General features: G+C 59.1%; 22 protein-coding genes and 1 pseudogene. 13 read left to right on the forward strand and 10 right to left on the reverse strand.

The genetic code is table 11. The features are described 5' to 3' along the window. Positions 1-54 precede the first annotated feature (54 nt). Positions 55-375: a DUF1476 domain-containing protein gene (locus H4P12_RS09375; RefSeq protein WP_187793435.1), complete on the forward strand. Its 321-nt coding sequence runs from the start codon at positions 55-57 to the stop codon at positions 373-375. Positions 376-443: 68 nt separating this feature from the next. Here the strand turns inward: H4P12_RS09375 and H4P12_RS09380 are convergent, their stop codons facing one another. The 3 genes from H4P12_RS09380 to H4P12_RS09390 are packed head-to-tail and all read right to left on the reverse strand — an operon-like array spanning position 444 to position 2,749. Further along, entirely contained in the window at positions 444-1,790 is a 1,347-nt protein-coding gene (locus tag H4P12_RS09380; protein ID WP_246449219.1) for an MATE family efflux transporter, read from the reverse strand. Positions 1,791-1,794: 4 nt separating this feature from the next. Then, the gene (locus H4P12_RS09385) at positions 1,795-2,295 is read right to left on the reverse strand and encodes a PaaI family thioesterase (protein ID WP_187793436.1); all 501 of its coding nucleotides are present in this window, start codon (positions 2,293-2,295) and stop codon (positions 1,795-1,797) included. Between the two features lie 10 nt (positions 2,296-2,305). After that, positions 2,306-2,749 carry a PaaI family thioesterase gene (locus tag H4P12_RS09390; protein ID WP_187793437.1) on the reverse strand — a complete coding sequence of 148 codons (444 nt, stop codon included), beginning with the start codon at positions 2,747-2,749 and terminating at the stop codon, positions 2,306-2,308. A 181-nt stretch (positions 2,750-2,930) separates the two neighbouring features. On the opposite strand from H4P12_RS09390, the pseudogene H4P12_RS09395 reads away from it, so the two are divergent. From H4P12_RS09395 to H4P12_RS09445, 11 genes and pseudogenes are all read left to right on the forward strand, one after another. Beyond that, positions 2,931-3,310: pseudogene (locus H4P12_RS09395) on the forward strand (MerR family transcriptional regulator). 120 nt (positions 3,311-3,430) lie between these two features. Beyond that, on the forward strand, positions 3,431-3,829 hold the full coding sequence (locus tag H4P12_RS09400) for a MerR family transcriptional regulator (RefSeq protein ID WP_187793438.1): 399 nt from the start codon (positions 3,431-3,433) through the stop codon (positions 3,827-3,829). Between the two features lie 4 nt (positions 3,830-3,833). Continuing rightward, the gene (locus H4P12_RS09405; RefSeq protein ID WP_187793439.1) at positions 3,834-5,609 is read left to right on the forward strand and encodes an acyl-CoA dehydrogenase C-terminal domain-containing protein; all 1,776 of its coding nucleotides are present in this window, start codon (positions 3,834-3,836) and stop codon (positions 5,607-5,609) included. Between the two features lie 295 nt (positions 5,610-5,904). Continuing rightward, positions 5,905-6,546: a glutathione S-transferase family protein gene (locus H4P12_RS09410; protein WP_187793440.1), complete on the forward strand. Its 642-nt coding sequence runs from the start codon at positions 5,905-5,907 to the stop codon at positions 6,544-6,546. Further along, positions 6,543-7,754: an acetyl-CoA C-acetyltransferase gene (locus H4P12_RS09415; RefSeq protein WP_187793441.1), complete on the forward strand. Its 1,212-nt coding sequence runs from the start codon at positions 6,543-6,545 to the stop codon at positions 7,752-7,754. Before H4P12_RS09410 ends, H4P12_RS09415 begins: the two co-directional genes overlap by 4 nt. Before the next feature lie 13 nt (positions 7,755-7,767). Beyond that, positions 7,768-9,954, forward strand: coding sequence for a 3-hydroxyacyl-CoA dehydrogenase NAD-binding domain-containing protein (locus tag H4P12_RS09420; RefSeq protein WP_187793442.1), 2,187 nt, complete (start codon positions 7,768-7,770; stop codon positions 9,952-9,954). A 245-nt stretch (positions 9,955-10,199) separates the two neighbouring features. Then, positions 10,200-11,378, forward strand: coding sequence for a toxic anion resistance protein (locus H4P12_RS09425; RefSeq protein ID WP_187793443.1), 1,179 nt, complete (start codon positions 10,200-10,202; stop codon positions 11,376-11,378). A gap of 34 nt (positions 11,379-11,412) precedes the next feature. Beyond that, on the forward strand, positions 11,413-12,426 hold the full coding sequence (locus H4P12_RS09430; RefSeq protein ID WP_246449220.1) for a DUF2927 domain-containing protein: 1,014 nt from the start codon (positions 11,413-11,415) through the stop codon (positions 12,424-12,426). A 156-nt stretch (positions 12,427-12,582) separates the two neighbouring features. Continuing rightward, positions 12,583-13,710, forward strand: a complete 1,128-nt coding sequence (locus tag H4P12_RS09435) for an SPFH domain-containing protein (protein WP_187793445.1) — start codon at positions 12,583-12,585, stop codon at positions 13,708-13,710. Next, a complete protein-coding gene (locus H4P12_RS09440) occupies positions 13,711-14,970 on the forward strand; it encodes a TFIIB-type zinc ribbon-containing protein (protein WP_187793446.1) in 1,260 nt (419 codons plus the stop codon). A gap of 24 nt (positions 14,971-14,994) precedes the next feature. Further along, entirely contained in the window at positions 14,995-15,912 is a 918-nt protein-coding gene (locus tag H4P12_RS09445; RefSeq protein WP_187793447.1) for a carbohydrate kinase family protein, read from the forward strand. Here the strand turns inward: H4P12_RS09445 and hflX are convergent. Beyond that, positions 15,909-17,237: a GTPase HflX gene (gene hflX, locus H4P12_RS09450; RefSeq protein WP_187793448.1), complete on the reverse strand. Its 1,329-nt coding sequence runs from the start codon at positions 17,235-17,237 to the stop codon at positions 15,909-15,911. The genes H4P12_RS09445 and hflX overlap by 4 nt on opposite strands. After that, the gene (hfq, locus tag H4P12_RS09455) at positions 17,238-17,471 is read right to left on the reverse strand and encodes an RNA chaperone Hfq (RefSeq protein ID WP_090734139.1); all 234 of its coding nucleotides are present in this window, start codon (positions 17,469-17,471) and stop codon (positions 17,238-17,240) included. A gap of 132 nt (positions 17,472-17,603) precedes the next feature. On the opposite strand from hfq, the gene H4P12_RS09460 reads away from it, so the two are divergent. Next, complete coding sequence (locus H4P12_RS09460) at positions 17,604-17,768, forward strand: hypothetical protein (RefSeq protein WP_187793449.1); 165 nt, start codon at positions 17,604-17,606, stop codon at positions 17,766-17,768. Positions 17,769-17,775: 7 nt separating this feature from the next. Here the strand turns inward: H4P12_RS09460 and H4P12_RS09465 are convergent, their stop codons facing one another. The 5 genes from H4P12_RS09465 to H4P12_RS09485 all read right to left on the reverse strand — a co-directional run bounded on the left by H4P12_RS09465 (position 17,776) and on the right by H4P12_RS09485 (position 26,136). Continuing rightward, entirely contained in the window at positions 17,776-19,404 is a 1,629-nt protein-coding gene (locus tag H4P12_RS09465; RefSeq protein WP_343069800.1) for a potassium transporter TrkG, read from the reverse strand. A gap of 12 nt (positions 19,405-19,416) precedes the next feature. After that, entirely contained in the window at positions 19,417-20,793 is a 1,377-nt protein-coding gene (gene trkA, locus H4P12_RS09470) for a Trk system potassium transporter TrkA (RefSeq protein WP_187793450.1), read from the reverse strand. Between the two features lie 161 nt (positions 20,794-20,954). Continuing rightward, positions 20,955-22,346: a nitrogen assimilation response regulator NtrX gene (gene ntrX / locus H4P12_RS09475; RefSeq protein ID WP_187793451.1), complete on the reverse strand. Its 1,392-nt coding sequence runs from the start codon at positions 22,344-22,346 to the stop codon at positions 20,955-20,957. After that, complete coding sequence (locus H4P12_RS09480; RefSeq protein WP_187793452.1) at positions 22,343-24,610, reverse strand: sensor histidine kinase NtrY-like; 2,268 nt, start codon at positions 24,608-24,610, stop codon at positions 22,343-22,345. The genes ntrX and H4P12_RS09480 overlap by 4 nt, the downstream gene beginning before the upstream one ends. Positions 24,611-24,684: 74 nt before the next feature. Further along, positions 24,685-26,136, reverse strand: a complete 1,452-nt coding sequence (locus tag H4P12_RS09485) for a response regulator (protein WP_187793453.1) — start codon at positions 26,134-26,136, stop codon at positions 24,685-24,687. Positions 26,137-26,147: the final 11 nt, after the last annotated feature.

The raw sequence follows: 26,147 nt of genomic DNA on the forward strand, positions 1-26,147 counted from the left end.
AACCTGCCCGTGATGGCATGCTAGATATAAAAACGAAAACAGGAGAGTTATTCCATGACCACGTTCGACGAACGAGAGCGCGCTTACGAGTCGAAGTTCGTCCACGACGCCGAGTTACGTTTCAAGGCAGAGGCGCGCCGGAACCGTCTGTTGGGCGAATGGGCTGCAGGCTTGCTTGACAAGACGGGCGACGAAGCGAAAAGCTTTGCCTTGGGCGTCGTCGCGGCCGATGTTCACGAGCCGGGCGAAGAGGATGTTTATCGCAAACTGGCCGCCGATCTTGAAGGGAAGGCCGGCGAATCCGAAATCCGCACCAAAATGGCCGAGATGTGGGATCTGGCCCGCCAGCAAATCATCGACGAAAAAGAAGGCTGAGACCGCTTGGTGCAGCTTTATGGGGGCAAGGCTTTTGCGGCCATGCCCCTTTCATATGATGGCCCCTTTCATATGACGGGTTGCGCGGCCTGTTCGGCCCGTGAATAGCGAAGGGCCATCGTTGCCCCGCGGGCGGCGTTCAAGATCATCAGCGACGCCCAAAGCCCGTGATTGCCCCACAGTTGCGGCAAGGTCAAAACGGCAACCAGATAGATCAGCACCGCCTGAATCATCGCAATGCGCATGTCGCGGGTCAGCGTCGCCCCGATGAAGATGCCATCGAACATCCAACTGGCAATGCCGATCAGCGGCGCAAAGCCCAACCAGATAAGATATTGCCGTGCCTCGGCCCGGACATCGGGCGCAGTCGTCAACATGTCGATGATTGCGCCACCGCCAAACCAAAAGACAAGGCCAAGGATGACCGCGCCCGCCACACCCCATTGCGATGTCAGGATGGATGCCCGCCGCACGCGATCCGGCCGATGCGCCCCGACCGCCTGCCCGACCAGACTTTCGGCGGCAAAAGCAAAACCGTCCAGCGCATAGGCGGTGATTGCCAGAAACTGTATCAGCACCTGATTGGCCGCCAGCGTCACATCGCCCTGCGCCGCACCCAGAAACATGAATGAGGTGAAGCTGGCCTGAACCAGAACCGAGCGGATCATGATATTGCCGTTCACACTGATCAGACGGTTCAGCTTGTCGCGTGCAAACAGCGTCGCCACATTCCTTGCGGCCCGCACCGCCCCACGCAGCACATCCCGCGCAAACCAGAGGCCCAGCAGGACTCCGGCCCATTCAGAGATCAGCGTGGCCCATGCCACGCCAGAGACGCCCCATCCCAGCTTCAGGCCAAGCAGAATGCTCAGCACCACATTCAGTCCGTTCTGAAAGACCTGCATGACCAGAACCGTCCGCGTTCGCTCGACCGCGATCAGCCAGCCGGTTATGGCATACAGCCCGATGGTCGCAGGTGCGCCCCAGATGCGGATACCCAGATATTCACGGGTCAACGCCTCGACCATGTCCGACGCAGGAGCAAGCTTGAAGGCCAGCCAGAATAATGGAAGCTGAAAGATGATGAAGAACAGGCCCGCAGCCAACGCGATGGCAAGCGCACGCAACAGATGCGCCCCCGATTCCGCCTCATCGCCCTGCCCGTGGCTTTGTGCGATCAGACCGGTCGTGCCCATGCGCAGAAATCCGAAGATCCAGTAGATCGAGGTCAGGATAATCGCGCCCAGACCGACCGCGCCAATTGGTTCTGCCTGTCCCAATTGACCGACCACACCGGTATCGACCAATCCCAACAAAGGGATGGTCGCATTTGATAACACGATCGGAATCGCAATATTCAGCACGCGCCGATTGGTCAGCCTGACCAAGGGTGCGCCCGGCGGAACGGTGGCCAAGCCGCTATCCCTGTGGCATCAGGAAATGCCCCGTCGCCTGCGCAATCAGCCGAGAGCGGTTGTCCTGCCACGCCTCGACATGAACCGAGGCATAGCGGCGACCGGACCGCACGACCCGCGCACGGGCATAGGAATCACGCGGCAATCCGCTGCGCAGATAGTCAACGGTGAAGTCGATTGTCTTTGGCAGACGTGGCAGACTGTCGGGCACTGCCGCGTCCGGCGAAATGCGACCCGATTCCATATCCTCCCACATCACGGACCAGGACAGCTCGATAATCGCCGTCACTTCCAGAAAGGCGGCGGTCACCCCCCCGTGCAACGCGGGCAAGGACGGGTTGCCTATCAGCTTTTGATGATAGGGCATCACCGCAGTCAGTTCGTCGCCGCGACGGTCAAAGGTGATTCCAAGCCAGTTCATATAGGGCACGCCCGTCACCAGCGCGTTCAGCGCCGAATCACGGCGTGATTTAATCTGATCCAGCGGTTCGTTGCGATTGATCATCTTTTTCTCCTTACCGCTCGACCGTGAATGCGCCGGTTGCCGTGGCAACCGGGTTTTCACTGTCCTCATCGACGGCCACGGCCCGGATGAATGCCACATTCCGCGTCATGTGATAGCACTCGGCCGTTGCCACGATCCGCTGCCGGGGGGTCGCTGCCCGCATATAGTCGATGCGCAAATCTATCGTCGCCGTTGAACGTGGCCCCGACGGGTGCGCCATGACCGCCGCCCCTGAACAGGTGTCCATCAACGTCGAAATGACGCCGCCATGAATCACGCCTGTGCGCGGATCGCCGACCAGATATTCAGCCCAGGGCATGCTGATTTGCGCCTTGCCGCTGCCCAGATCGTCAACGCGCAGCTCTAACGCTTTGGCATGCGGGATGGCTTCGATAAACTGCTGCGCAATACGGGCGTGATCTTTCGCACTCAGTTCAGAACCTTTTTCATCCATCGTCGTGCTCCTCTCGGCCGCGGCATTACGTTCGTGTCAGGTTTATCCTTGGCTTGCCCGATCGCTCAAGCCCTGTCGGCCCGAAACGCTGCGCGCAATGCCAAAACGCTGCGCACAATGGTTGAGAAATGCAAAACCAGACGATAGCGTATTCCTATTGCGCCATTGCGAGGGAATGTTGATGCCGGAAGACGAACTTATCAGCTTCAAGGATATGTGCGCACGTTTTGACGTAACCCCGCGAACGCTTCGTTATTACGAGTATATCGAGCTGTTGAAGCCCCATAAGGAAGGGCGCGCCCGATTCTATGGTCCGCGCGAAGTGGCGCGAATGACCTTGATCCTGCCGGGCGGCGCTATGGTTTTTCATTAGAAGAAATCCGTCAATGGTTGCTTATTTATGAGCAGAAAGGGTCCAGGGAGCAGTATCAGGTTTGGCTGGACCTGGCCGACAGGCAATTGAAACTACTGGGCGAGCAAATCGCTGAATTGGAAACTGCGCGCGCCGATCTGAAAGCGTTGCGCGAAACGGCTGCCAACGAGCTGACGGAAATGAAGTGACGGTGCGTTATGATCTGATCAGACCAGATCGTGACGCCGCGTCTTACTTTACGTTCGCGTCAACTTTACCCATATAGATCAGGTAAGGACGGCAGACGGTCAAGAGGAGGTCCGCGATCCATGTCCGAAGAACTGATGACGATTCGCCAAATGTGCGACGCATTCAGCGTTACCCCCCGCACACTTCGCTTCTATGAAGCGCGTGAACTTATTTTCCCCGAACGGCGTGGTCAGCACAGGCTGTATGACCGCCGGGATCGTGCGCGGCTGACACTGATCTTGCGCGGCAAGCGCTTCGGCTTCAGCTTGGAGGAAATCCGCCAGTTGCTTGAACTTTACGAGCCTGGTGGCGCAAACCACGCCCAGATTGCAGCGACAATCGATGTCGCACGGCAGCGGCTTGACGACATGGAGCGGCAATATGCTGAACTGGGCGAGGCAATCGTCGATCTCAAAGCGCAAATCTCTGAAGCAGAAAACCGTCTGACAACCGAGACCAAAGATAAGCTTACGGGGTAAAGCAATGCCGATCTATACGCCACCGATCCGCGATCTTCAGTTCGCGCTGCATGACGTTCTGAAACTGTCGGAATCGGGTCTGCCGGGCCATGATGAACTGGACCGTGATTTTACCGAAGCCGTGTTGGATGCCGCAGGCAAGCTGGCCGCAGAAGTGCTGGCCCCGCTGAATGTGGTCGGCGATCACCAGGGCTGCAAACTGGAAAACGGCGTTGTTCGCACCCCGGACGGTTTCGGCGCAGCATTCGAAGCCATGAAAGAAGGCGGCTGGACGTCGTTGGACTGTGACCCGGAATATGGCGGTCAGGGCATGCCCTATGTGATCGGTCTGGCCACGGGTGAACTGTTCGTGTCGGCCAACATGGCTTTCAACATGTATCAGGGTCTGACTCACGGGGCATATTCGGCGATCCACGCCCATGGCACAGATGAACAGAAGCAGAAATACCTGCCCAAGATGGTATCCTGCGAATGGACCGGCACCATGAACCTGACCGAGCCGCATGCCGGCACCGATCTGGGCATGTTGCGCACCAAGGCAGAGCCGCAAGATGACGGCAGCTATCTGATCACGGGCCAGAAGATCTTCATTTCCGCCGGTGATCACGACATGGCCGAAAACGTCATCCATCTGGTGCTGGCAAAAGCCCCTGGCGGCGGCGAAAGCACCAAGGGGATTTCGCTTTTCATCGTGCCGAAGTTTCTGGTGAACGAAGATGGCTCACTGGGCGAACGCAATGGCGTTTCGGTGGGCAATCTTGAAGAAAAGATGGGGATTCACGGCAACTCGACCTGCGTCATGAACTACGATGGCGCCAAGGGCTGGTTGCTGGGCGATCTGCACAAGGGCATGCGTGCCATGTTCACCATGATGAACGAAGCGCGGATGGGCGTTGGCCTGCAAGGCTATGCCGTTGCGGTGCCCGCCTATCAGAATGCTGTCGCATACGCCAAGGATCGCCTGCAAGGTCGTGCGGTCACCGGCTCGGTGAACACATCCGGCCCCGCCGATCCGCTGATTGTTCACCCCGATATCCGGCGCAGTCTGATGGACCAAAAATCCTTCCTGGAAGGTGCGCGTATGCTGTCGGTCTGGGGCGCACATCTGATCGACCGCGCGCATAACGGCGATACCGATGCCGAGGGCATGATTTCCCTGCTGACACCGGTCATCAAGGGCTTCCTGACCGATAAAGGTTTCGACACGGCGGTTTTGGCGCAACAGGTCTTTGGCGGCCACGGCTATATCGAAGAACAGGGCATGAGCCAGTTCGTTCGCGATGCCCGGATCACCATGATCTACGAAGGCGCAAACGGCGTTCAGGCGCTGGATCTGGTCGGCCGCAAACTGGCACAGGACGGTGGCAAGCATGTCATGGCCTTCTTCGAGATGGTCAAGTCCTTCTGCAAGGAACATGGCAGCAATGAAAAGCTGGCGGCCGACTTCATCGAACCGCTGAAAGCCGCGTCAAAGGATCTGCAAACCGCAGGAATGTTCTTCATGGAACGCGGCATGACCAATCCGAACGATGCGTTGGCGGGTTCCTATGACTTCATGCATCTGTTTGGTCACGTCACGCTGGGCCTGATGTGGGCCAAGATGGCGGTCGCGGCCCAGGCAGGTCTGGACGCAGGTCAGGGCGATGCCGATTTTCTGAAAACAAAGCTGGCAACAGGCCGCTATTACATGAAGCGGCAACTGCCGATGACGGCGACGCATCTGGCACGCATTCAGTCCGGTGCAACGCCGGTCATGGAACTGGCTGCCGAAGCGTTCTGATCCATGACACGCGCCCATGCAGGGACGATCGGGCATCTGACATCTGTCGGATGCCTCCGGCGGGGGGTATTTAAGGCAAAGAAGAAACGGCCCCGACCCAAGCCCGGCTATCCGCATATCGGCCCAAGCCGGGGCTTTCTCCTTTGGCGGTCATCGGCTCCCCAGCCTGTTCCGCAGCGTCATATCTACCGATGAAAGGTTGCGTTTAAATTAATCCGCGCCTTTCTTCTTTGCAGAAATACCCCACGGGGGTCCGGGGGCGTGAAACCCCCGGCTACGACAGGAGGAGCCATTCATGACAGCGCAGCTCTGGTGCTTTGGTGAAAGCGGCAATGCCTACAAGGCGGCATTGACGATGGAACTGGCCGGTTACGACTGGTCGCCAGTCTATGTTGATTTTTTCAATGGCGCATCCCGCACCCCCGAATTTCGGGCGTTGAATGAAATGGGCGAAATCCCGGTCTTTCGCGAAGGCGATCTGACGCTGACGCAATCGGCGGTGATCCAACTGCACATCGCAGAAAAGACCGGCAGGTTTCAGGGCAGTGACAGAAATGAAGTCTTGCGCTGGATCATGTTCGACAATCACAAGCTGTCCGCGCAGGTCGGGACAGCGCGTTTCCTGATGAATTTTGTTCCACACGATAAGCGTCCGCAATCTGTCATCGACTATCTGCTGGGTCGTCTGAAGCCTGTCTACAAGACGTTGGAAAGCCATCTGGAAGGCCGTGACTGGGTCGCGGACAACGCCCCGACCATCGCGGACTTCGCATGCTGTAGCTATCTGTATTATCCCGAACCCTTCGGCTTTGATCGTGCCGAATGGCCAAATATCGACCGTTGGCTGGAGGCAATTTCTGCCCTGCCCGGCTGGAAACATCCCTATGATTTGATGCCCGGCAACCCATCGGACCGGGCCGTGAAGGAGGACACATGACCGAAGCTTATATTTATGATGCTGCACGCACGCCGCGCGGCAAGGGCCGCCCGGACGGCAGTCTGCATGAAGTGACTTCGCTGACGCTGTCGGCACGCCTGCTGAACGCCATGAAACAGCGGAACAATCTGGAAGGTCATGCGGTCGAGGATGTCATCTGGGGCAATGTGACACAGGTCAAGGAGCAGGGCGGCTGTCTGGCACGCTCGGCTGTGCTGGCATCGGATCTGGATGAATCCATTCCCGGCCTGTCGATCAACCGATTCTGCGCATCCGGGATGGAAGCCGTGAATCTGGCCGCCAATCAGATCAAGGGCGGCGCGGGTCAGGCCTATATCGCCGGCGGCGTCGAGATGATGGGTCGCGTGGCGATGGGCAGTGATGGTGCGGCGATTGCCGTCGATCCCAGCATCGCCTTCAAGACCTATTTCGTCCCGCAGGGCATCAGCGCCGACATCATCGCCACCGAATACGGCTTTACCCGCGAAGAAGCCGACGCGCTGGCCGTTGAATCGCAGCGCCGCGCGGCCGCGGCCTGGGCCGACAACCGGTTTGCGAAATCCATTGTTCCGGTGCTGGACCAGAACGGTCTGACCATTCTGGATCGCGACGAATACATGCGCCCCGGCACTACGACCGAAGATCTGGCCAAGCTGAAAGCCAGCTTCAAGGATATGGGCGAGGTCATGCCCGGCTTCGACAAGGTGGCGATGCTGAAATACCCGCATCTCGACCATATCAACCACATCCATCATGCCGGGAACTCCTCGGGCATCGTCGACGGTGCCGGTGCCGTGCTGATCGGCAACGAAGAATTCGGCAAGGCTTACGGGCTGAAACCGCGCGCCCGCATCCGCGCCACCGCGAAAATCGGGACCGATCCGACGATCATGCTGACCGGCCCGGTTCCGGTGACCGAAAAGATCCTTGCGGACAGCGGCATGTCGATTTCCGACATCGACCTGTTCGAGGTGAACGAGGCCTTCGCGTCGGTCGTCCTGCGCTTCATGCAGGCGTTTCAGGTCGATCCGGCGCTGGTGAACGTCAATGGCGGCTCGATCGCGCTTGGCCACCCGCTGGGCGCAACCGGCGCCATCATCATCGGCACCCTGCTGGATGAGCTGGAGCGGCAGGACAAGAACGTGGGCCTCGCCACCCTGTGCATCGCATCCGGCATGGGTGCTGCCACCATCATCGAGCGCGTGTAAGGGAGGTGCCAAAATGACCGATTTCACCATGAAGAAAGACGCCGACGGCGTCGCCATCATCACCTGGGACGTGCCGGGCAAGTCGATGAACGTGCTGTCGGAAGACGGCATCCGCGAATTGGACGCGCTGGTCGACGACGCGTTGGCGGATGATGCCGTCAAGGGCATCGTCATCACCAGCGGCAAGCCGGATTTCGCCGCAGGCATGGACCTGAACGTGCTGGGCGGGATGAAGGAAAAAGGCGGGGCCGAGGCGATCTTTGGCCTGGTCATGCAGTTGCACGGCGTGCTGCGCAAAATCGAGCGCGCGGGAATGGATCCCAAGACGCTCAAGGGCGGCAAGCCGATCGCGGCCGCCCTGCCCGGCACCGCGCTCGGCATCGGGCTGGAACTGCCCTTGTCGACGCATCGCATCTTTGCCGCCGACAATCCCAAGGCCAAGATCGGCCTGCCGGAAATCATGGTCGGCATCTTTCCGGGTGCCGGCGGCACCACCCGTCTGGTGCGCAAGCTGGGCGCCATGGGCGCGGCCCCCCTGCTGCTGGAAGGCAAGCTGAACGACCCGAAGAAGGCCAAGGCCGCCGGCATCATCGACGAGGTGGTTGATGATCCCGTCGCCGCCGCTCGTGACTGGGTGCTGAACGCCAAGGACGCCGATATCGTCAAGCCCTGGGACGCCAAGGGCTACAAGATGCCGGGGGGCGAGCCTTACAGCGCCGCCGGCTTCATGACCTTCGTCGGCGCATCCGCCATGGTCCATGGCAAGACTCTGGGCGTCTATCCGGCCGCCAAGGCGCTGCTGAGCGCGGTCTATGAGGGCGCGATGGTGCCCTTTGACCAGGCGCTGAAGATCGAGGCCCGCTGGTTCACCAATGTGCTGATGAACCCGTCGTCGGGCGCGATGATCCGGTCGCTGTTCATCAACAAGGAAGCGCTGGAAAAAGGCGCGAACCGCCCCGATGTGCCGGATCAGACGGTGAAAAAGGTCGGCATCCTGGGTGCGGGCATGATGGGCGCCGGTATCGCCTATGTCAGCGCGATGGCCGGTATTCAGGTGGTGCTGATCGACGCCAAACAGGAATCGGCCGAGAAGGGCAAAGCCTATTCGGCGGGCCTCTTGGACAAGGCGATCAGCCGCAAGAAAGCGACCGAGGAAAAGAAGTCGGAAGTGCTGGGCCGCATCACCGCCACCACCGATTACGCCGCGCTTGAAGGCTGCGACCTGATCGTGGAAGCCGTCTTTGAAGATCCGGGCGTCAAGGCCGAGGTCACGAAAAAGGCCGAAGCCGTCATCCCGGCAGATGCCATTTTCGCCACCAACACCTCGACCCTGCCGATCAGCGATCTGGCAAAGGCGTCTTCGCGCCCCGAACAGTTCATCGGCATCCATTTCTTCAGCCCGGTGGACAAAATGCTGCTGGTCGAGATCATCAAGGGCAAGCAGACCGGCACGCGCGCCGTCGCCAAGGCGCTGGATTTCGTGCGCCAGATCAAGAAGACGCCCATCGTGGTCAATGATGCGCGCTTCTTCTACGCCAACCGCTGCATCATCCCCTATATCAACGAAGGCATCCGCATGGTCGGCGAAGGGGTAAACCCGACGCTGATCGAAAATGCCGCCAAGATGATGGGGATGCCTTTGGGTCCGCTGCAACTGGTCGATGAAACCTCGATTGATCTGGGCGTGAAGATCGCCAAGGCAACACGCAGTGCAATGGGGGATGCTTATCCTGACGGGGCGGTGGACGCGGTTATCTTCAAGCTGTTCGAAGAAGGCCGTCTGGGCCGCAAATCCAACGCTGGTTTCTATGACTATGACGAGGCTGGAAAGCGCCAGGGCTTCTGGAACGGTCTGGAACAGAATTGGCCGGAAGCGAACGAGCAGCCGGAACTGACCGAGGTTCAGCACCGCTTGATGTTCGCCCAGACTCTGGAAGCCGTTCGTGCGCTGGAAGAAGGCGTGCTGGAGGATATCCGCGAAGGCGATGTCGGCGCGATCCTTGGTTGGGGCTTCGCGCCCTGGTCGGGCGGTCCGTTCAGTTGGCTGGACATGTTGGGCGCCGCCCGCGCGGTCGAGATCTGCGACAAGCTGACCGCGACACATGGTGAGCGTTTCAAGACCCCTGCTCTTTTGCGCGAAATGGCCGAAAAGGGTCAGACCTTCTATGGCCGCTTTGGCCAGCAAAAACAGGCAGCATAAAACAGATCGAGCAGGATCGGACGGGGGCCTTCTGGCCCCCGTTTTTCGTTTCGCGCCACCATCGTCGCCACAGCATCGGTTTCGACGTTTTTACAGACCCACCGTGAGAAATAAGCCACAGTCCCTGTGACACCTATGCAAGGCCGGGAAACTTTCCCGGTGATCTTCCGTTGATCCGCGTGTGAATCAGCATATGCTGCGTTGCAACATCTTTGCCTTTTTGGGCGCAGACACAGGAATTGACGATGACCGATGAAACGCGCCGCCGCGCAGAAGCTGCCTTGAAAGATATCGAGGAGGTGACCTCGGTCGTATTGCCGGAACCTGCAACCGATAGCATCCCGATCAAAGACGCAGATCCGCAGGTCGCCGCCGAAGTCCGCCGCCGCATGGATGAAATAAATCTGGAAGATACCGGATCCATCGTGCGCTTTGGCACACGCGCGCAGGCAGGTTTGCAGGAAATCAGCCAGAAAATGCTGTCGGATGTCAAAAGCAAGGATGTCGGCCCCGCCGGAGAAAGCCTGCGTGAGATCGTGACCACGATCCGCGGCTTTTCGACATCGGAACTGGATATGCGCCGCACGCGCAGCTGGTGGGAAAAGCTGCTGGGCCGCTCGGCCCCTTTCGCGAAATTCGTCGCGAATTACGAACAGGTCCAGACGCAGATCGACCGCGTGACGGTCGAACTGGAACGCCATGAGGGCGTTTTGCTGAAAGATATCAAGTCGCTGGATCAGCTTTATGAACAAACGCTGAAATTCTATGACGAACTGGCGCTGTATATCGCGGCAGGCGAAGAAAAGCTGTCTGAACTGGATATGACGACCATTCCCGCGCTGGACGCCATGGTTCGCAGCGTGCCCGAGGATGATCAGGTCATGCAGGCGCAGGAATTGCGCGATCTGCGCGCGGCCCGCGACGATCTGGAACGCCGCATCCACGATCTGAAACTGACGCGTCAGGTAACGATGCAGTCGCTGCCCTCGATCCGTTTGGTGCAGGAAAATGACAAGTCGCTGGTGACCAAGATCAACAGCACTCTGGTCAATACCGTGCCGCTGTGGGAAACGCAGCTGGCTCAGGCCGTCACCATTCAGCGTAGCGGCGAAGCGGCACGTGCGGTCAAGGAAGCCAGCGATCTGACCAATGAACTGCTGACCAGAAATGCCGACAATCTGCGTCAGGCCAATGCCACGATCCGGGCGGAAACGGAACGTGGTGTCTTTGATATCGCGTCAGTGAAAAACGCCAACGCGCAATTGATCGCCACGATCGAAGACAGCTTGCGCATCGCCGACGAAGGCCGCGCCCGTCGCGCCGCAGCCGAACAAGACCTGCAAAAAATGGAAACCGACCTTCGGGATACGCTGGCCCGGGCGACCGCGCAGCGTCAGACGGACGGCAATTCACGGATTCGATAAGGCTATCATGTTGTATCGTTCTGCCCTTGATTCTTTGCGTTATTTTCCGTTTCTGACGTTGTTGGCGGTCGCTGCTTGCAGCGATGCGCCGGCAGTCGATAAAGCTTCGCGTCCCGCCCCCCGGCCGGAAATTCCTTCCCAAGATGACACGGATGCAGCGGGACAGGCAAAGCTTCGCAAGGAAAGGGCAGAACGCAACCGCGCCGCGAATGCTGCGGCCGTTGCTGCTTCCAACAGCGCAAGTCCGGTAACGGCCGCGCATCGCGATTTCTATGCCCGCGCCGAGGCGGCCCTGCTGTCGGACGGACGGCTGCGCCCGGAACGCATTCCGCAAGACGCCCCAATCGACGCCGAAGGGCTGACGCAGGATTTCATCGAAATCGCCCTGCATGATGAATATTATCGCGATGGTGACAAAATGGTGGCTGGGGGCGCAGCTGCCCCTGTGCGCCGTTGGCAAGATCCCGTTCGCTTTCAGCTTGAATATGGCGCCTCGACGGATGTTGCGACGCGACGGGCCGTGCGGGTCGAGGTCAGCGAATATGCCGGACAGCTGTCGCGCGTCACACGCCATCCCATGAACGTCGTGGATGTAAACGGAAACTTCGTCGTGCTGATGCTGAACGACGATGAGCGGCGTTCGATCGGACCACGGCTTCAACAGCTTGTTCCGGGGATTCCCGCCGACGATATCGCCTTGATCCGGGACTTGGATCGCAACAATTATTGCACCGTCTTCGCCTATTCCCGTGGAAACTCTTCGGTTTATGCAAAGGCCGTCGCGTTGGTTCGCGCTGAATTGCCGCCCATGCTGCGCAAATCCTGCTTCCACGAGGAATTGGCCCAGGGCCTGGGCCTGTCCAACGACAGCCCGACCGTCCGCCCCTCGATCTTCAATGATGATGAAGAATTTGCGCTGCTGACCCGTCATGACGAATTGCTGCTGCAAATCCTGTATGATCGGCGCTTGCGCCCCGGCATGACCGAGGCCGAAGCACGCCCCATCGTTCTGCAGATTGCCCGCGAATTGTTGGGAACCGCGATCTGAAAAAACCGTTGATCCGGAACCCTTGGCATCCGGGATTTCGCGGCTTGACGAGGGAGAGGATGTCGGCGGTATGCTTGGCGAAACACGGGACCTGCGCTGGCGCGGAAGCCAATAGCGATTTTGCCCGCAACTGGGTGACAGACAAAAGGGACGGTCATGGGTATTTTTGACATTTTGGGTGGTGAGTTCATCGAGATCATCGAATGGACCGACGATACCCGTGACACCATGGTTTATCGCTTTCCCACGGTCGGCAAGGCAATCAAATATGGCGCGAAACTGACCGTCCGCGAAGGCCAGTCGGCTGTTTTCATCCATGAGGGCCAGTTGGCGGATGTTTTTGGTCCCGGCCTTTATCTGTTGGAAACCAACAATATGCCGATCCTGACGCGGCTGCAGCATTGGGATCACGGTTTTCGTTCGCCCTTCAAGTCCGAGATTTATTTCGTCAACACAACCCGTTTCAACGATCTGAAATGGGGCACAAAAAATCCGATCATGGCGCGCGATTCCGAATTTGGCCCGGTGCGCCTGCGCGCATTCGGCACCTATTCGATGCGTGTCAGCGACCCGGCCAAATTCATGGGCGAAATCGTTGGCACGGACGGCGAATTCACCAAGGACGAAATCACCTTTCAAATCCGCAACGTGATCGTGCAGGAATTTTCGCGCATGATTGCCGGCTCGGGCATTCCTGTATTGGACATGGCGGCAAATACCGACGAACTGGGCAAGCTGGTGGCCAAGGCCATTGCCCCCGTCATTGCGGAATATGGCCTGACCATTCCGGAATTTTACATCGAGAACATCAGCCTGCCCGAAGCGGTCGAGAAGGTTCTGGATAAGCGCACCTCGATGGGCATTATCGGCGATCTGGACCGGTTCGGCCAATATGCCGCCAGCGAAGCGATGCTGAATGCCAGCCAGAATCAAGGCGGCGCAGGTGCAGGTATGGGTGCCGCCATGGGGGCTGCAATGGGCATGGGCGTCGGTGCACGTCAAGCTGGTCCGTGGGGTCCGGCACCGCAATCGGCAAGTGCTGCCGTTGCACCGCCACCACTGCCCGGTCGTCAGGCGGAGACCGTCTGGCATGTGGCGCTGGACGGTCAGGCGCAAGGGCCCTATGGCCGCGCGCATCTGGGGCGACTTGTCGCTGATGGATCATTCACCCGTGAAACCCTTGTTTGGGCACCCGGTCAGGATGGTTGGCAGCATGCCGAGGATGTGACCGAGCTTGCACAACTGTTTACCACCATGCCACCGCCGCTGCCGCCACAGTCGTAAATGCCCACGCCGCAGACCGAATACCGCTACCCGTGCGAGAACTGCGGGGCCAGCCTGCGGTTTCAGCCGGGTCAGGAGGTTCTGATCTGCGACTATTGCGGGCACGAACAGCGGATCGGGGACGGTCCGGGTCGCGCGCCTGCACGTCAGCCATCTGGCGGGGCCGAGGGCGAGGCCGCGATTCTGGCCGATCCAGAAACCGGCCGTGCGTTGCAATGGGATGTTGGCCACAAATCACCGGAACTGGTGGAAATCCCGCTGGAAAAGGGACTGCGTCTGGATAAGGACTCTGACATCGCGTTAGAGGTCCGAACCCTGTCATGCCCGAACTGCGGGGCACAACTTGAACTTGAAGGGGCAAGCCATTCAAGTATTTGCCCTTTTTGTGCCACTCCTGTTGTCACCGACACCGGAACTACCCGCAAGATCAAGCCGCAAGGCGTGCTGCCGTTTCGCCTGACCGAAGATCAGGCACACCGGGCGATGGAGGATTGGCTGGGAGATTTGTGGTTCGCTCCCTCAGGGCTGGTCGCGTATGCCCGCAAGGGACGAAAGCTGCGCGGCATCTATTCACCTTATTGGACCTTCGATGCTGATACGGAATCCGAGTATTCGGGCCAACGTGGTGATTACTATTACGAAACTGTCTATGTCACACAGCAGATCAATGGTCAGACGCGGCGCGTTCCGCAGCAGGTGCAGAAGGTTCGCTGGCGTCATGCCGCAGGCCGCGTCGGCAGGCGCTTCAACGACGTTCTGGTGCTGGCCTCGGCCTCTCTGCCGCGGCGGTTCATTGATGCGCTGACCCCTTGGGATCTGTCGCATCTTCGGCCCTATCGCCCCGATTATCTGGCCGGTCTGGAAGCCGAGGGCTACACGATCCCCCTTGCCGAAGGGCATCAGACCGCGCGACAGGAAATGGCCGGCGTGATCATGAACGATGCGCGCCGCGACATCGGCGGCGACGTGCAGCGGATCGAACGTATCAGCACGCGCCATTCCGCCGAAACCTTCAAGCACATCATGCTGCCGGTCTGGACCGCTGCTTATCGCTACAACGGGAAAAGCTATCGCTTCGTCGTCAATGGCCAGTCTGGTCGGGTCATGGGTGAACGCCCGTGGTCGGTGTGGAAAATAACGGCAGCAGTAATTGCTGGATTGTTAGCGCTTGCAATCTTCCTCTATTTTGCTGAAGCGAACGGTTACATCAATATTGGTTCGGGCTTGCCGTCGCCCGATTACGTTATTCAGGGCTATTAGGCCCATACTTTCGGGGGAAACCACATGATCCTGTGCGCGGGCGAATCGTTGATCGACATGGTGCCGCAGGACGGCGCATTCACGCCGCATCTGGGCGGCGCGGTTTACAATACGACAGTCGCCCTTGGTCGGCTGGGCCGCCCAACGGGATATCTTTGGCCCCTGAGTCGCGATCCTTTCGGAGAGCAACTGTCCCATCGATTGCAAGAGGCTGGCGTCAGAACTGACCTGTGTCCCCGCACACACCGCCTGACGACCTTGGCACTGGTGACACTGGACAATGGCAACGCCCGATATGCCTTCTATGATGAAGGGTCCGCCGGTCGCCTTTTTGCCCAGGAAGACTTGCCTGATTTACCGTCAGAGGTCGAGGCACTGTTCGTCGGCGGCATCAGCCTAGTGCCCGATCCCTGCGGCGCCACTATCGAGCATCTGGTCAGCCAAAATCATCATAACCTGCCGGTGATGATGGACCCCAATATTCGCCCGTTCTTTGTCAATGACGCCGAAGCCTTTCGTGCACGGCTGGATCGGCTGCTGGCGATGGCGGATATCGTCAAGCTGTCCAGCGACGATATCGAATGGCTGTTCCCCGACCTGTCGCCGGAACAGGCTGCCCGGTCGTTGCTGTCCAGCGGACCCAAATTGGTGCTGCATACGGCGGGCGAACAGGGCGCCACAGCCTATTGGGCGGGTGAGCCGGTGAATATGAAATCAATACGGGCGAATGTTGTCGATACGATCGGCGCGGGCGATACATTCAACGCGGGCTTTTTGGCCGGATTGCATCATCAGGGCGCATTGAACAAGCAGGGCTTGGACAATCTGCAACCAGAGGTGATCCGCAATGCCCTGAAAACCGCGGCTCAGGCAGCCGCAATCGTCGTATCACGCGCTGGTGCAAATCCGCCTTGGGCGCATGAGATGCCGCAGGACGATTAATCGTCCTGCCCCAAGGCCTCGAATCCAGTCTGCTGACGCTTTGTCCAAAGCACGTGAAAGGTCAGGCCGCTATCGCCGGCCTCTTCACGCTGAACGACGCCTGCATCATGCAGCCATGCGCGACGGCGCCCGTCCGAAAACGGCAGGGTGACAATCGCAGTCTCGCGCGGCTCATCCAGAACCTCGGCCAGATGCGCATCGATTGCGGCAACCAAGTCGTCCAGCCCCTCGCCGGTGAGCGCGCTGACGGCCTGAACGCCCTGCGTCCGCTCATCCGTGCGGCGCAGCGCAGCGCGTGTTTCGGGCGACAGCGCGTCGATTTTATTCCAGACCTCAATCAGGGCCACATCCTCATCCACGCCCAGCGAATCCAGAATCTCGGCCACGTCCTCGGCCTGCTCTTCGGTTTCAGGGTGGCTGATATCGCGGACATGCAGGATCAGATCAGCTTCCAGCACTTCTTCCAAAGTGGCGCGGAAAGCCGCGACCAGTTCGGTGGGCAGATCACTGATAAAACCCACCGTATCGGACAGGATGATCTTGCGGCCTGAATTTCCACCTTTCGCATCGGGCAGACGGATCGCACGCATGGTCGGGTCCAGCGTCGCGAACAACATATCCTTGGCCAGCACTTCGGCACCTGTCAGGCGGTTGAACAGGGTCGATTTGCCCGCATTCGTATAACCGACCAGCGCCACGATGGGATAAGGCACTTTTGCCCGCGCCGCCCGATGCAAGGTGCGCGTCTTGACGACACGTTCCAACTGACGGCGCAGACGCGTCATCTGTTCATCAATGGCGCGGCGGTCAGCCTCGATCTGCGTTTCGCCGGGGCCGCCGACAAAGCCAAGACCGCCCCGCTGCCGCTCAAGGTGGGTCCAGGCCCGGACCAAACGCGTACGCTGATAGGACAGCGCGGCCAATTCCACCTGCAAGACACCTTCACGGGTGCGGGCACGATCGGCAAAGATTTCAAGAATCAGCCCGGTCCGGTCCAGTAGTTTTACACCCCAATCCTTTTCAAGATTGCGTTGCTGGACAGGCGTCACTGCACCGTCGATCAAAACCAGATCGACCTCGGCATCTTTCAGACGTTCGCCAATTTCAGCCAGTTTGCCCTTTCCGAACAGCCTGCCCGGATCGGGTTTGCGCAGGCGCGCAACCTCATTCCCGACGATTTCGATTCCCGGCAGGGCTTCGGCCAATGCGACAGCTTCGGCCAAGGCATGCTCGGGCTCACGCCGCTGCGTCCGGCCCGAAGCCAGTTCGGGGTGAATCACATAGGCTCGGGCAGGCTTAGCCTCGGTCGAGGTCAGTTCGGCCAATCAATCCTCGCCTTCATACAGCGAAATGGGCTGACCGGGCATGATGGTGCTGATCGCATGCTTGTAGACAAGCTGCGACTGTCCGTCGCGGCGCAAAAGCACGCAAAAATTGTCAAACCACGTTATGACGCCCTGCAGTTTGACACCGTTGATCAAAAAGATCGTAACCGGCACCTTGGCCTTACGCACATGGTTCAGGAAAGCGTCCTGAAGATTTTGTTTATCGCTAGCCATGTTGCGTTCCCGGTTCTGTTTTTTTGGTTTCTTTTACGATATCTAGGCGAGCACTGCGGGCCTTGCAAGTTGCAACACCAGACCACTGAAGCACAAGAATCACCCTACAACAGGAAGGCAACCAATTTGCAGATGCTCCGGAAAATTCTTTGGGTAATCGCCCTGACTGCTGTGGTATTTGCCACAGTCATGTCGGTTTTCATCGGCTGGAAGGTGATGACCCATCAACCTGCAGCTGTGGAAGGTGCAGCCGGCGAGAGTGACGCCACCGGTATAAGATCGAACAAAACCGAGTAGTTGCGCCCTATTTGCGCCAAAATTCAGGTGAGAGCAGCGCCAAAAGCGCCAAGGTCTCTAACCGGCCCAGAACCATGGCACCCGCAAGCACACATTTCGTAAAGACCGGCAAGCCCGACCATCCCTCCCACGGGGCCGAGGCGATGCCGGCCGTTCCCTCGAACGCCGGGGTCAGCGGAATCGCGGCGGCAAGCGGACCGGCATTCGTCAGCGCCGCGATCGATAGAATCGTCGCGGTTTCGATTTCAAGCTGGTGTATCGACACCAGAATGATCGTCAGCGCGATCGAGGCTGCAAACAGCATGAAGAAAATGAACGACAGATAAGCCCCTTCGCGGCGTAGTCGTCGGGCGAAACGGCCTCCACCAGCAATGCCGTGCGGATGGATGATCTTTTCCATCTCGTGGTGCCCATGAGAGGACAAGGCATAGACCCGCAGCAATTTCACACCGCCGGCGGTCGTCGCAACACCGCCACCCATCATTGCCAGCCCCGCCAGGATAAGCCCTGGGGAACTGATTCCGGACCACGCCCTTGCCCCCTGCCAATCGGCGGAATTCCAGCCGGTCGTTGTCAGATAGCTGAGCGCGTTGAAAAGACCGCCCCAGAATGCTGCCAGCGAGTGTTTCAAATCCAGCAGCAGCTGGGGTGCCCCACCTGCCCCGGCCGTCGCCTCGATCGCACCAAGGAAGTGGCGTAGAAACAGCACAATCGCAACGGACAGCACCAGTGCTGTCGCCAGCTTCAATTCAGGATCATCCCGCAGACGGTCCGTGACCTGCAATTCGTTGCCGCCCGGCCAGAAACGTCGGGTAAGCGCGAATATCATGAACAGAAAGACGACAAATTCGCCGACGAATCCCGTATTGGCGCCAACAGGACCGATGACCGGGGAAATCCCGCTGGTCGACAGCGTGCCCATCGCACGGCACAGCGCCACCAATGCATCATCGCCCATCATCAGCAGAATGACCCACAGGGCCAGAGTCAGCCCGCCATAAAGCGGGAATACGTTAACGCTGACGCGGATCAGCCGATAAATCGGATCAGAAAGTCGGGTGTGGAATTCGGGCGAAGACAGATGTGGTTGCAGCGATCTTGGCTGCTCTGACTGTGGAAGCCGCTCGAAATACTCGTTGCGGCCATAGGGCGTCGCCACGATTTCAAACCCTCCGATCCGCAACGGCTCCAGAATTGCGACGGCTGCGACGAGGATGAAGAAGCCACCCATCCACCCGACTTGCGCGCGCCACAGATGCAGTGGCAAAGGCAGGAGATCCGCCGAATAAAGCGACGCGCCGGTTGTGGTCAGGGATGACAGCATCTCCCACCAGGCATTGAAAAGGCCCGTGTCCGGCAGGCTTTCCGCAAACGGCAACGCCATGATAAGTGGCAGAATGCAATAGACGGCCAGCATATTCAGCAGGGTTTGAAATGCCGAAGGACGCTGGCGTTTTGACATGGACGCCAGACCGATCATTCCGGAAACGACCATGATCAACAGCGCCGAATAAAGAAAACTGCGCGCGATGAAGTGATGGTTGGTGATCGATGCATAGATCGCCGGAACCAGCATGGACACGGCCGTCACGATGGACAGCAGCACCAGCATCGGCAGACGCATCAGGAACGACACCGCCCCGCGCCCCTAGAAAAAGTCGATCGAGACCTGCAACAGGCGCTCGACTTCGGGAACATCAGCCGTCAGCGCGAAGATCAGCACGATATCGCCCTCTTCGATGCGGGTATCCGGCATTGGTTTGATGATCTTGTCACCCTTTTTCACGGCGCCGATCAGCGCCCCTTCCGGGAATTCGATGTCGCGGATTGCCCGGCCCGCCATGGGTGAGGTCGACAGAACCTGCGCCTCCATCACCTCGGCCTCAGCATCGCCGACAGAATAGATGTCGCGGACCCGCCCGTGGCGGATATGGCGAAGGATCGTCGACACCGTCGTCGCCCGCGGATTGATATAGGCATCAATATCCAGCGCACCCATCAACGGCACCAATGTCGGGTCATTTATCAGCGCAATCGCCATCTTGGCTCCGGCCTGCTTGGCGCGGATCGAGACAAGGATATTGGTCTTGTCATCCTCGGTCACGGCCAACACCGCATCAGCAGTCGGAACGGCAGCTTCTTCCAGCAACTCTGCCGAAAGACCATCGCCGTTCAGAACGATGGTCCGTTCCAGATGATCGGCGGCATATTCAGCACGGTGACGGTCACGTTCGATCAGTTTGGTGCGAATACGATCGGGCCGTGCCTCTAACTTCTGGGCCACGACAAGACCGACATTTCCCGCGCCAACAATCACCAGCTTTTCTTGCTTCTGCGGCGGTTTACCGAAAATCTCCAACGTGCGAGTGACATCATCGGTATGCGTGAAGATGTAAACCTGATCGCCCGCGAAAAGCTGGTCATTGGCCTCGGGTGCGAACAGGCGGCCATCGCGACGAACCCCCGCGACAATGGCCCGCAAGCTGGAAAAAATCTCATTCAACTGCCGCAGAGGTGTGTTCAATGCCGGGCAGTCCGCATCCAGCAAAATCCCCAGAAGCTGGATTTTGCCATTCATGAATGTTTCAACGTCAAAGGTCGTCGGCGCGGACAGACGTTGCAGCGCAGCCTTGGCCACCTCTCGTTCGGGGCTGATGACCACGTCGATGGGCAGGTGATCGGTGCGGTAAAGATCCGAATACATCGCATCCAGATAGGCGTCGCTGCGCAATCGGGCAATCTTGCGCGGCACCTGAAAGACCGAATGTGCCACCTGACAGGTGACCATGTTCACCTCGTCCGAATGGGTTGCGGCGATAATCAGGTCCGCATCGCGTGCGCCCGCCTGATCAAGAACATCAGGATGGCTGGCAAAACCTGTCACACCGCGCACATCCAGCGCATCCGTCGCACGGCGGACCAGTTCGCCGTTGTTGTCGATCACCGTGACGTCGTTGCGTTCACCCGACAAGTGCCGGGCGATCTGCCAGCCCACCTGCCCCGCGCCGCAAATGATGATCTTCATGCTGGCCCTCTTGCGCCGTTACCATCTTGCAGATTAGTGCCTAAGCCTGCGGGGCGAAACACGCAACCGCGGGTTTTCTTGCACAAATCAAGTGCTGCCGGCCATGCATGGTTCCGACGAATATCGGCAAGGGGCTCAACACCCTTCACCGACAATCAGCTTCATTTGCCCATCATCAGTTCATCTTCGGCGCGAACACCACCGACCACGCCAAGTGATTTCAGTTTGCGATGCAGGGCGCTGCGCTCCATCCCTACGAACTGAGCCGTGCGGCTGATATTGCCGCCAAAGCGATTGATCTGCGCCAGCAGGTATTCACGTTCAAACATCTCGCGCGCTTCACGCAGGGCCATCGCGGTGATCTGCGGGCCAAGGCTAAGCGCATCGCGGTTGTCGGGCGTGGCCCCCTGCAGCTCCAGCTCGGCCGGTTGGATCGGACCCGGGCCTTCCGCAAGGATCAGCACCCGTTCAATCACATTGCGCAATTGCCGGATATTTCCCGGCCACCGCATTGATTGCAGCGCGGCAATTGTATCTTCGGGCAATTCGCGCGGCGTCAGACCCTGATTTGCGTGAAACTGCTCGATGAAATGGGTGGCAAGCATTGCGATATCCTCGCGACGCTCGGCCAATGAAGGGACAGCAATCGGCACCACGTTCAGCCGATCGTAAAGTTCCTGCCGAAAACGGCCCGCTGCAATCTCGGTCGGAAGGTCACGGTTGGTTGACGAAATGACCCGCAGATCGACCCTCACCCTATCCGAGCCACCCGCCCGGACAAATTGCTGCTCGGTCAGAACTCGCAATATTTTTGGCTGAGTTCCCAATGGCATATCACCGACTTCATCGAAATAGATGACACCCCCATGGGCAGCCTCTAACAAGCCCTGTTCGATCCCGCGTTCCAGGCTTTCACGGCCGAACAACACCTCTTCCATACGCTCTGGCTCGATCGTGGCGCAGGGCACCGTGATAAAGGGCGCATTCACGCGCGGACTATGGGCGTGGATATAGCGGGCGGCCATTTCCTTGCCCGTCCCCGGCTCACCCGCCAGCATCACGCGACCATTTGATTTCGACACTTTGTCCAGATTGTCACGCAGCCGTTTGAATGCCGTGGAATGACCCAGCATCTCGCCCAAACGCTCGCCACCGCGTCGCAAGTTACTGTTTTCGCGGCGCAGGCGGCTGGTTTCCATCGCGCGGTTGATGACGACCATCAGCTGGTCGATGTTGAAGGGTTTCTCAATGAAATCATAGGCACCCTGCCGGATCGCTGCGACCGCAATCTCGATATTGCCATGACCGGAAATGATGATGACCGGCACATCGGGGTTGTTGCGCTTGACCTGTTTCAGGATGTCGATCCCATCCATCCGGCTATCCTTCAGCCAGATATCAAGGATCATCAGATTAGGTTCGCGTTCATTCAGCTCGTTCACCGCCTGATCGGAATTTGCCGCCAGTCGGGTTTCGAACCCTTCATCCTTCAGAATATCGGCGATCAGTTCGCGGATGTCCCTTTCATCATCGACGATCAGAATGTCACTCATGGTGTAGCCGCCTCGTTGGTTTCTTGTTTGCTTTTGCGTTGCGTTCCGCGCACGGGGTGACGTTCCCGTGGCAAACGGATTTCTGCCATTGCACCAGTTTTATCCGGCGCGTCCGTCAGGATCAGGCTGCCGCCATGCTCCTCGACGATCTTCTTGACGATGGGCAGTCCCAATCCTGTGCCCGATGCCTTCATGGTCACGTAAGGTTCGAACAGCCGCGAACGGTCGGCGGGCAGGCCCGGCCCGTTGTCGGTGACGCGAATTGTCACTGCATCATGATCGGCCAGCATCACGACCGATACATGTGGCGACCATCCGGGGGGAGGGTTTTCCATTTTTTCATCAACGGCTTCCCCTGCATTCTTAAGAATATTGATGAAGGATTGCCGCATCATTCCCGCATCGCAGTCCACGATCACAGGCTGATCTGGAATTTCCGATGTCAAAGCCCCTTTCAGGGCGTCCTGTTGCAGAAAAACGACTCCGCGCAGCAATGCGGCAATGTCGATTTCCTTGCGATCAGGCTCGGGCATTCGTGCGAAACGGCTGAATTCGTCCACAATGCGACGCAGGTCACCCGTTTGGCGGATAATGACGTCAACATATTGATCCACAGCGGCTTTTTCATGGTCGTTCGCAACCATTGGCAGGAATTTCCGACGCAGGCGCTCTGCAGAAAGCTGGATCGGCGTCAGCGGATTCTTGATCTCATGCGCGACGCGACGGGCAACATCGCCCCATGCGGCCATGCGTTGGGCACTGACCAGTTCGGTCACATCATCAAAGGCGACCACATATCCTTCCAGCTGCCCCTCGACATCACGGCGCACGGCCATGCGGACCAGCAGACTTTCAACCCGCCCGTCACGGGTCAGTCGCACCTCGTCCTGAACGGATTCTGCGATGGAACTGGACAGCCTTTCAAACAAGGGCGCAAACTCTGGCACGGCTTCGGACAAAAGGACGTCTATGTCCCCCTTGGCATCCAACCCCAGCAAACGGCTGGCCGAGCGGTTGACGAAGTCGATTTCACCCGCAGCATCCAAACCGATCACGCCAGAAGTGACAGAACTTAGCACGTTATCAAACAATCGGCGCTGTTCATCGGTGATGCGATAACTGTCCATCAGCTCAATCCGCTGCGCCTTCAACTGGCGGGTCATGCGGTTGAACGCTTCGCCCAGCGTCTGGATTTCATCCCCGGTCTGCGCTTCCGGGATTTGCAGATCCAGGTTGCCAAGACCGACTTGCTCACTGGCAATGGCAAGCTGGCCGATTGGTCGGGACAGGCGGCTTGCAAACCACAACCCCATCCAGATCGCGCCCGCGACCAACAGCAGCGCAAAGCCCAGATAAACCAGCGAAAATTCCAGCAGAACCTGACTGCGCGTCTGTTCCAACTGGCGATAATCGCCCACGGTCGCACGGGTATCGTCCAGCAATCCCAACAGGTCGCCATCGACAACGCGGGTAATGTAAAGATATCGGTCCGCCAATGGCGGCAGGGCGACCAGGGCGCGGAATTCGTTGTTCTGCCAATCCTCGATCAACGTCAGGCCATCTGCCTGAGCCTGATCCAGCTGCACGCTGGTCGGTTCCTTGTACCAGAACAGGTAGCTCCGCTCGCCACGTGCGCGGATGTCACCAGCCCCGTTGACGATGTAGGCTTCGCGCAGGCCACGCTGAATCAGCGCCTGACCCTGCACCAGCAGTTGCCGCATCTGCCCGTCGTCGATCAACGGGTTAGCCTTCCCGGCCTGCGTCAGGATGCTGGCAAGTGCGCGGGCATCCTGGCTAAGATCGTGGCGATGCTCTTCCTGATAGGCTTCTGCCGCCGCCTGAGAGGTGGTGACCACCTGCTGCACGCGGCTCGAAAACCAACCCTCAAGCCCGATATTCACCAGAAGACCCGCGAACAACGCAATCAGCACCGTGGGAATCAGTGCCACCAGTGCAAAGATCAGAACCAGCCGCGCGTGCAGCCGTGACCCCGCCGCCGACCTGCGCCTGTCCGAAATCAGACGCGCCATGCGGATCACGACAAAGCTGGTCAGAACGATCAGGTAGACAAGATCCAGAAGCAGGATCAGCCGCAGCATCCGGCTTTGCGTCCCCTCCGCCAGCGGCCCCAACACGGTCATCGTCGCGACGGCCAGAAACGCGCCAATAATCAGCAGGCCGATGGTCACCAGACCTCGCCACGCTTTCGGCAACCTGACGCGTGCAATCCTGTCCCAACCAAGCCCTGTCGCGGACCCTGCCATCTTTCCCACCACTGCCGTCTGACGCGGCTTTACTGTGGCAACGCCGTTACTGTTGCGCTGCCTCTGTGGCGGTTTTACATCAGTTTGCGCCTGCGTGTCACCTCGATATTCAACTCGGTCAGCTTCTTGCGCAGCGTATTGCGGTTAATTCCCAGCAAATCGGCGCATCGCAGCTGATTTCCGCCCGTCGCGTCCAGCGCGACCTGCAGCAAAGGGCGTTCTATTTCATGCAAAATTCGGTCGTAGAGGCCCGGAGGGGGCAGCGAATCCCCGTGCAGATCAAAATAACGTTGCAAATGCGCCTCGACCGAATCCGACAGGCGCCCGGCTCCAGCGGCAATCGGCTTGACGGCCATGCTTCCGCTGTCCAGCATCACCGGACTGCGCATCGCAGCGGGCGCAGGTATCGGACGCGTCCCGCCCTGCTGGTTCAGCGCCTCTCGCATCTCGGCGGCGGAAATTACCGTGGCACTTGCGGTCAAGGCAAGCCTGCGCATCATGTTCTCAAGCTCACGCACGTTGCCGGGAAAGGCATGGGCGCGCAGCATCGAGGCGGCATCATCACCAAGCGTCCGTTCCGGCAATCCCTGCACAACGGCCCGCGCCAACAAATGCGTGGCCAGCGGCAGAATGTCATCAACACGCGCCCGCAAGGGCGGCACGACAACGGTGACACCCGCCAGCCGATAATAAAGATCCGAACGCAGGCTTCCCGCCGCGACATCACCCAGTGGATCGGGACCGGTCGTTGCGACGATACGCGGGGCTTCGTCCCGGTTCGGACCGCTTTCCAACGCCTCGATCAGACTGATCAGGCGCGCCTGCGCCGCGGGATCGAAGCCTGCCGGGTTTTCAATGATGATCGTCCCGCCCTGCGCCTTGCTGGCGGCACGGCTGACAGCCTCTTCACTGGCGTCAGCAGCGGTCAGAATCGCCATGCCCCGGTCGCGGCGGTCAGATAGTTCGTGGAATGAACGGGCGATGGTCGTCTTGCCGACACCGGATTCACCCGCGATCAGAACCGGCAGATCTGCGTTCAACACCCGCGCGATCATCCGGAACAGGGTCTGCATTGCGGGTGCATGGCCGATCAGCGGCATTTCGGGATCGGCACTTTCACGCGGAATCGAAATGGTGTCGGGCATCACGTCCGATTTGCGCGGCCGGCGGGACAGCGCCTGGTTGGCCTTGGTCATCAGATCCGGCAGATCAAAGGGTTTCGGCAGATACTCAAACGCGTCCGCCTCGTTCGCACGTATCGCCGTGACGATGGTGTTCTGGGCCGAGATGACAATGACCGGCAGATCAGGCCGCACTTCGCGGATTGCCGGAATGCGATCGATCCCATTGCCATCCGGCATCATCACATCGGTGATCACCAGATCGCCGCGCCCTTCTTCGACCCATTTCGACAACTGCGCCAGACTACCCGTCGCATGCACACGGCACCCCGCCCGCGTCAGCGCCTGCGTCAGCACGGTGCGGATTGTGCGGTCATCGTCGGCGATAAGAACTGTTCCGTCCATGGCAGCGATCC

Origin of the sequence: Paracoccus amoyensis, from assembly GCF_014490725.1 — a bacterium.
Classification (GTDB): Bacteria; Pseudomonadota; Alphaproteobacteria; order Rhodobacterales; family Rhodobacteraceae; genus Paracoccus; species Paracoccus amoyensis.

Bases quoted from the DNA above. Each gene is read 5' to 3' on its own strand.
- H4P12_RS09375 (WP_187793435.1), top strand. From the start codon at position 55: ATGACCACGTTCGACGAACGAGAGCGCGCTTACGAGTCGAAGTTCGTC.
- H4P12_RS09385 (WP_187793436.1), bottom strand. From the start codon at position 2,295: ATGATCAATCGCAACGAACCGCTGGATCAGATTAAATCACGCCGTGAT.
- H4P12_RS09390 (WP_187793437.1), bottom strand. From the start codon at position 2,749: ATGGATGAAAAAGGTTCTGAACTGAGTGCGAAAGATCACGCCCGTATT.
- H4P12_RS09400 (WP_187793438.1), top strand. From the start codon at position 3,431: ATGTCCGAAGAACTGATGACGATTCGCCAAATGTGCGACGCATTCAGC.
- H4P12_RS09405 (WP_187793439.1), top strand. From the start codon at position 3,834: ATGCCGATCTATACGCCACCGATCCGCGATCTTCAGTTCGCGCTGCAT.
- H4P12_RS09410 (WP_187793440.1), top strand. From the start codon at position 5,905: ATGACAGCGCAGCTCTGGTGCTTTGGTGAAAGCGGCAATGCCTACAAG.
- H4P12_RS09415 (WP_187793441.1), top strand. From the start codon at position 6,543: ATGACCGAAGCTTATATTTATGATGCTGCACGCACGCCGCGCGGCAAG.
- H4P12_RS09420 (WP_187793442.1), top strand. From the start codon at position 7,768: ATGACCGATTTCACCATGAAGAAAGACGCCGACGGCGTCGCCATCATC.
- H4P12_RS09425 (WP_187793443.1), top strand. From the start codon at position 10,200: ATGACCGATGAAACGCGCCGCCGCGCAGAAGCTGCCTTGAAAGATATC.
- H4P12_RS09435 (WP_187793445.1), top strand. From the start codon at position 12,583: ATGGGTATTTTTGACATTTTGGGTGGTGAGTTCATCGAGATCATCGAA.
- H4P12_RS09440 (WP_187793446.1), top strand. From the start codon at position 13,711: ATGCCCACGCCGCAGACCGAATACCGCTACCCGTGCGAGAACTGCGGG.
- H4P12_RS09445 (WP_187793447.1), top strand. From the start codon at position 14,995: ATGATCCTGTGCGCGGGCGAATCGTTGATCGACATGGTGCCGCAGGAC.
- hfq (WP_090734139.1), bottom strand. From the start codon at position 17,471: ATGGCTAGCGATAAACAAAATCTTCAGGACGCTTTCCTGAACCATGTG.
- H4P12_RS09460 (WP_187793449.1), top strand. From the start codon at position 17,604: ATGCTCCGGAAAATTCTTTGGGTAATCGCCCTGACTGCTGTGGTATTT.
- trkA (WP_187793450.1), bottom strand. From the start codon at position 20,793: ATGAAGATCATCATTTGCGGCGCGGGGCAGGTGGGCTGGCAGATCGCC.
- ntrX (WP_187793451.1), bottom strand. From the start codon at position 22,346: ATGAGTGACATTCTGATCGTCGATGATGAAAGGGACATCCGCGAACTG.
- H4P12_RS09480 (WP_187793452.1), bottom strand. From the start codon at position 24,610: ATGGCAGGGTCCGCGACAGGGCTTGGTTGGGACAGGATTGCACGCGTC.
- H4P12_RS09485 (WP_187793453.1), bottom strand. From the start codon at position 26,136: ATGGACGGAACAGTTCTTATCGCCGACGATGACCGCACAATCCGCACC.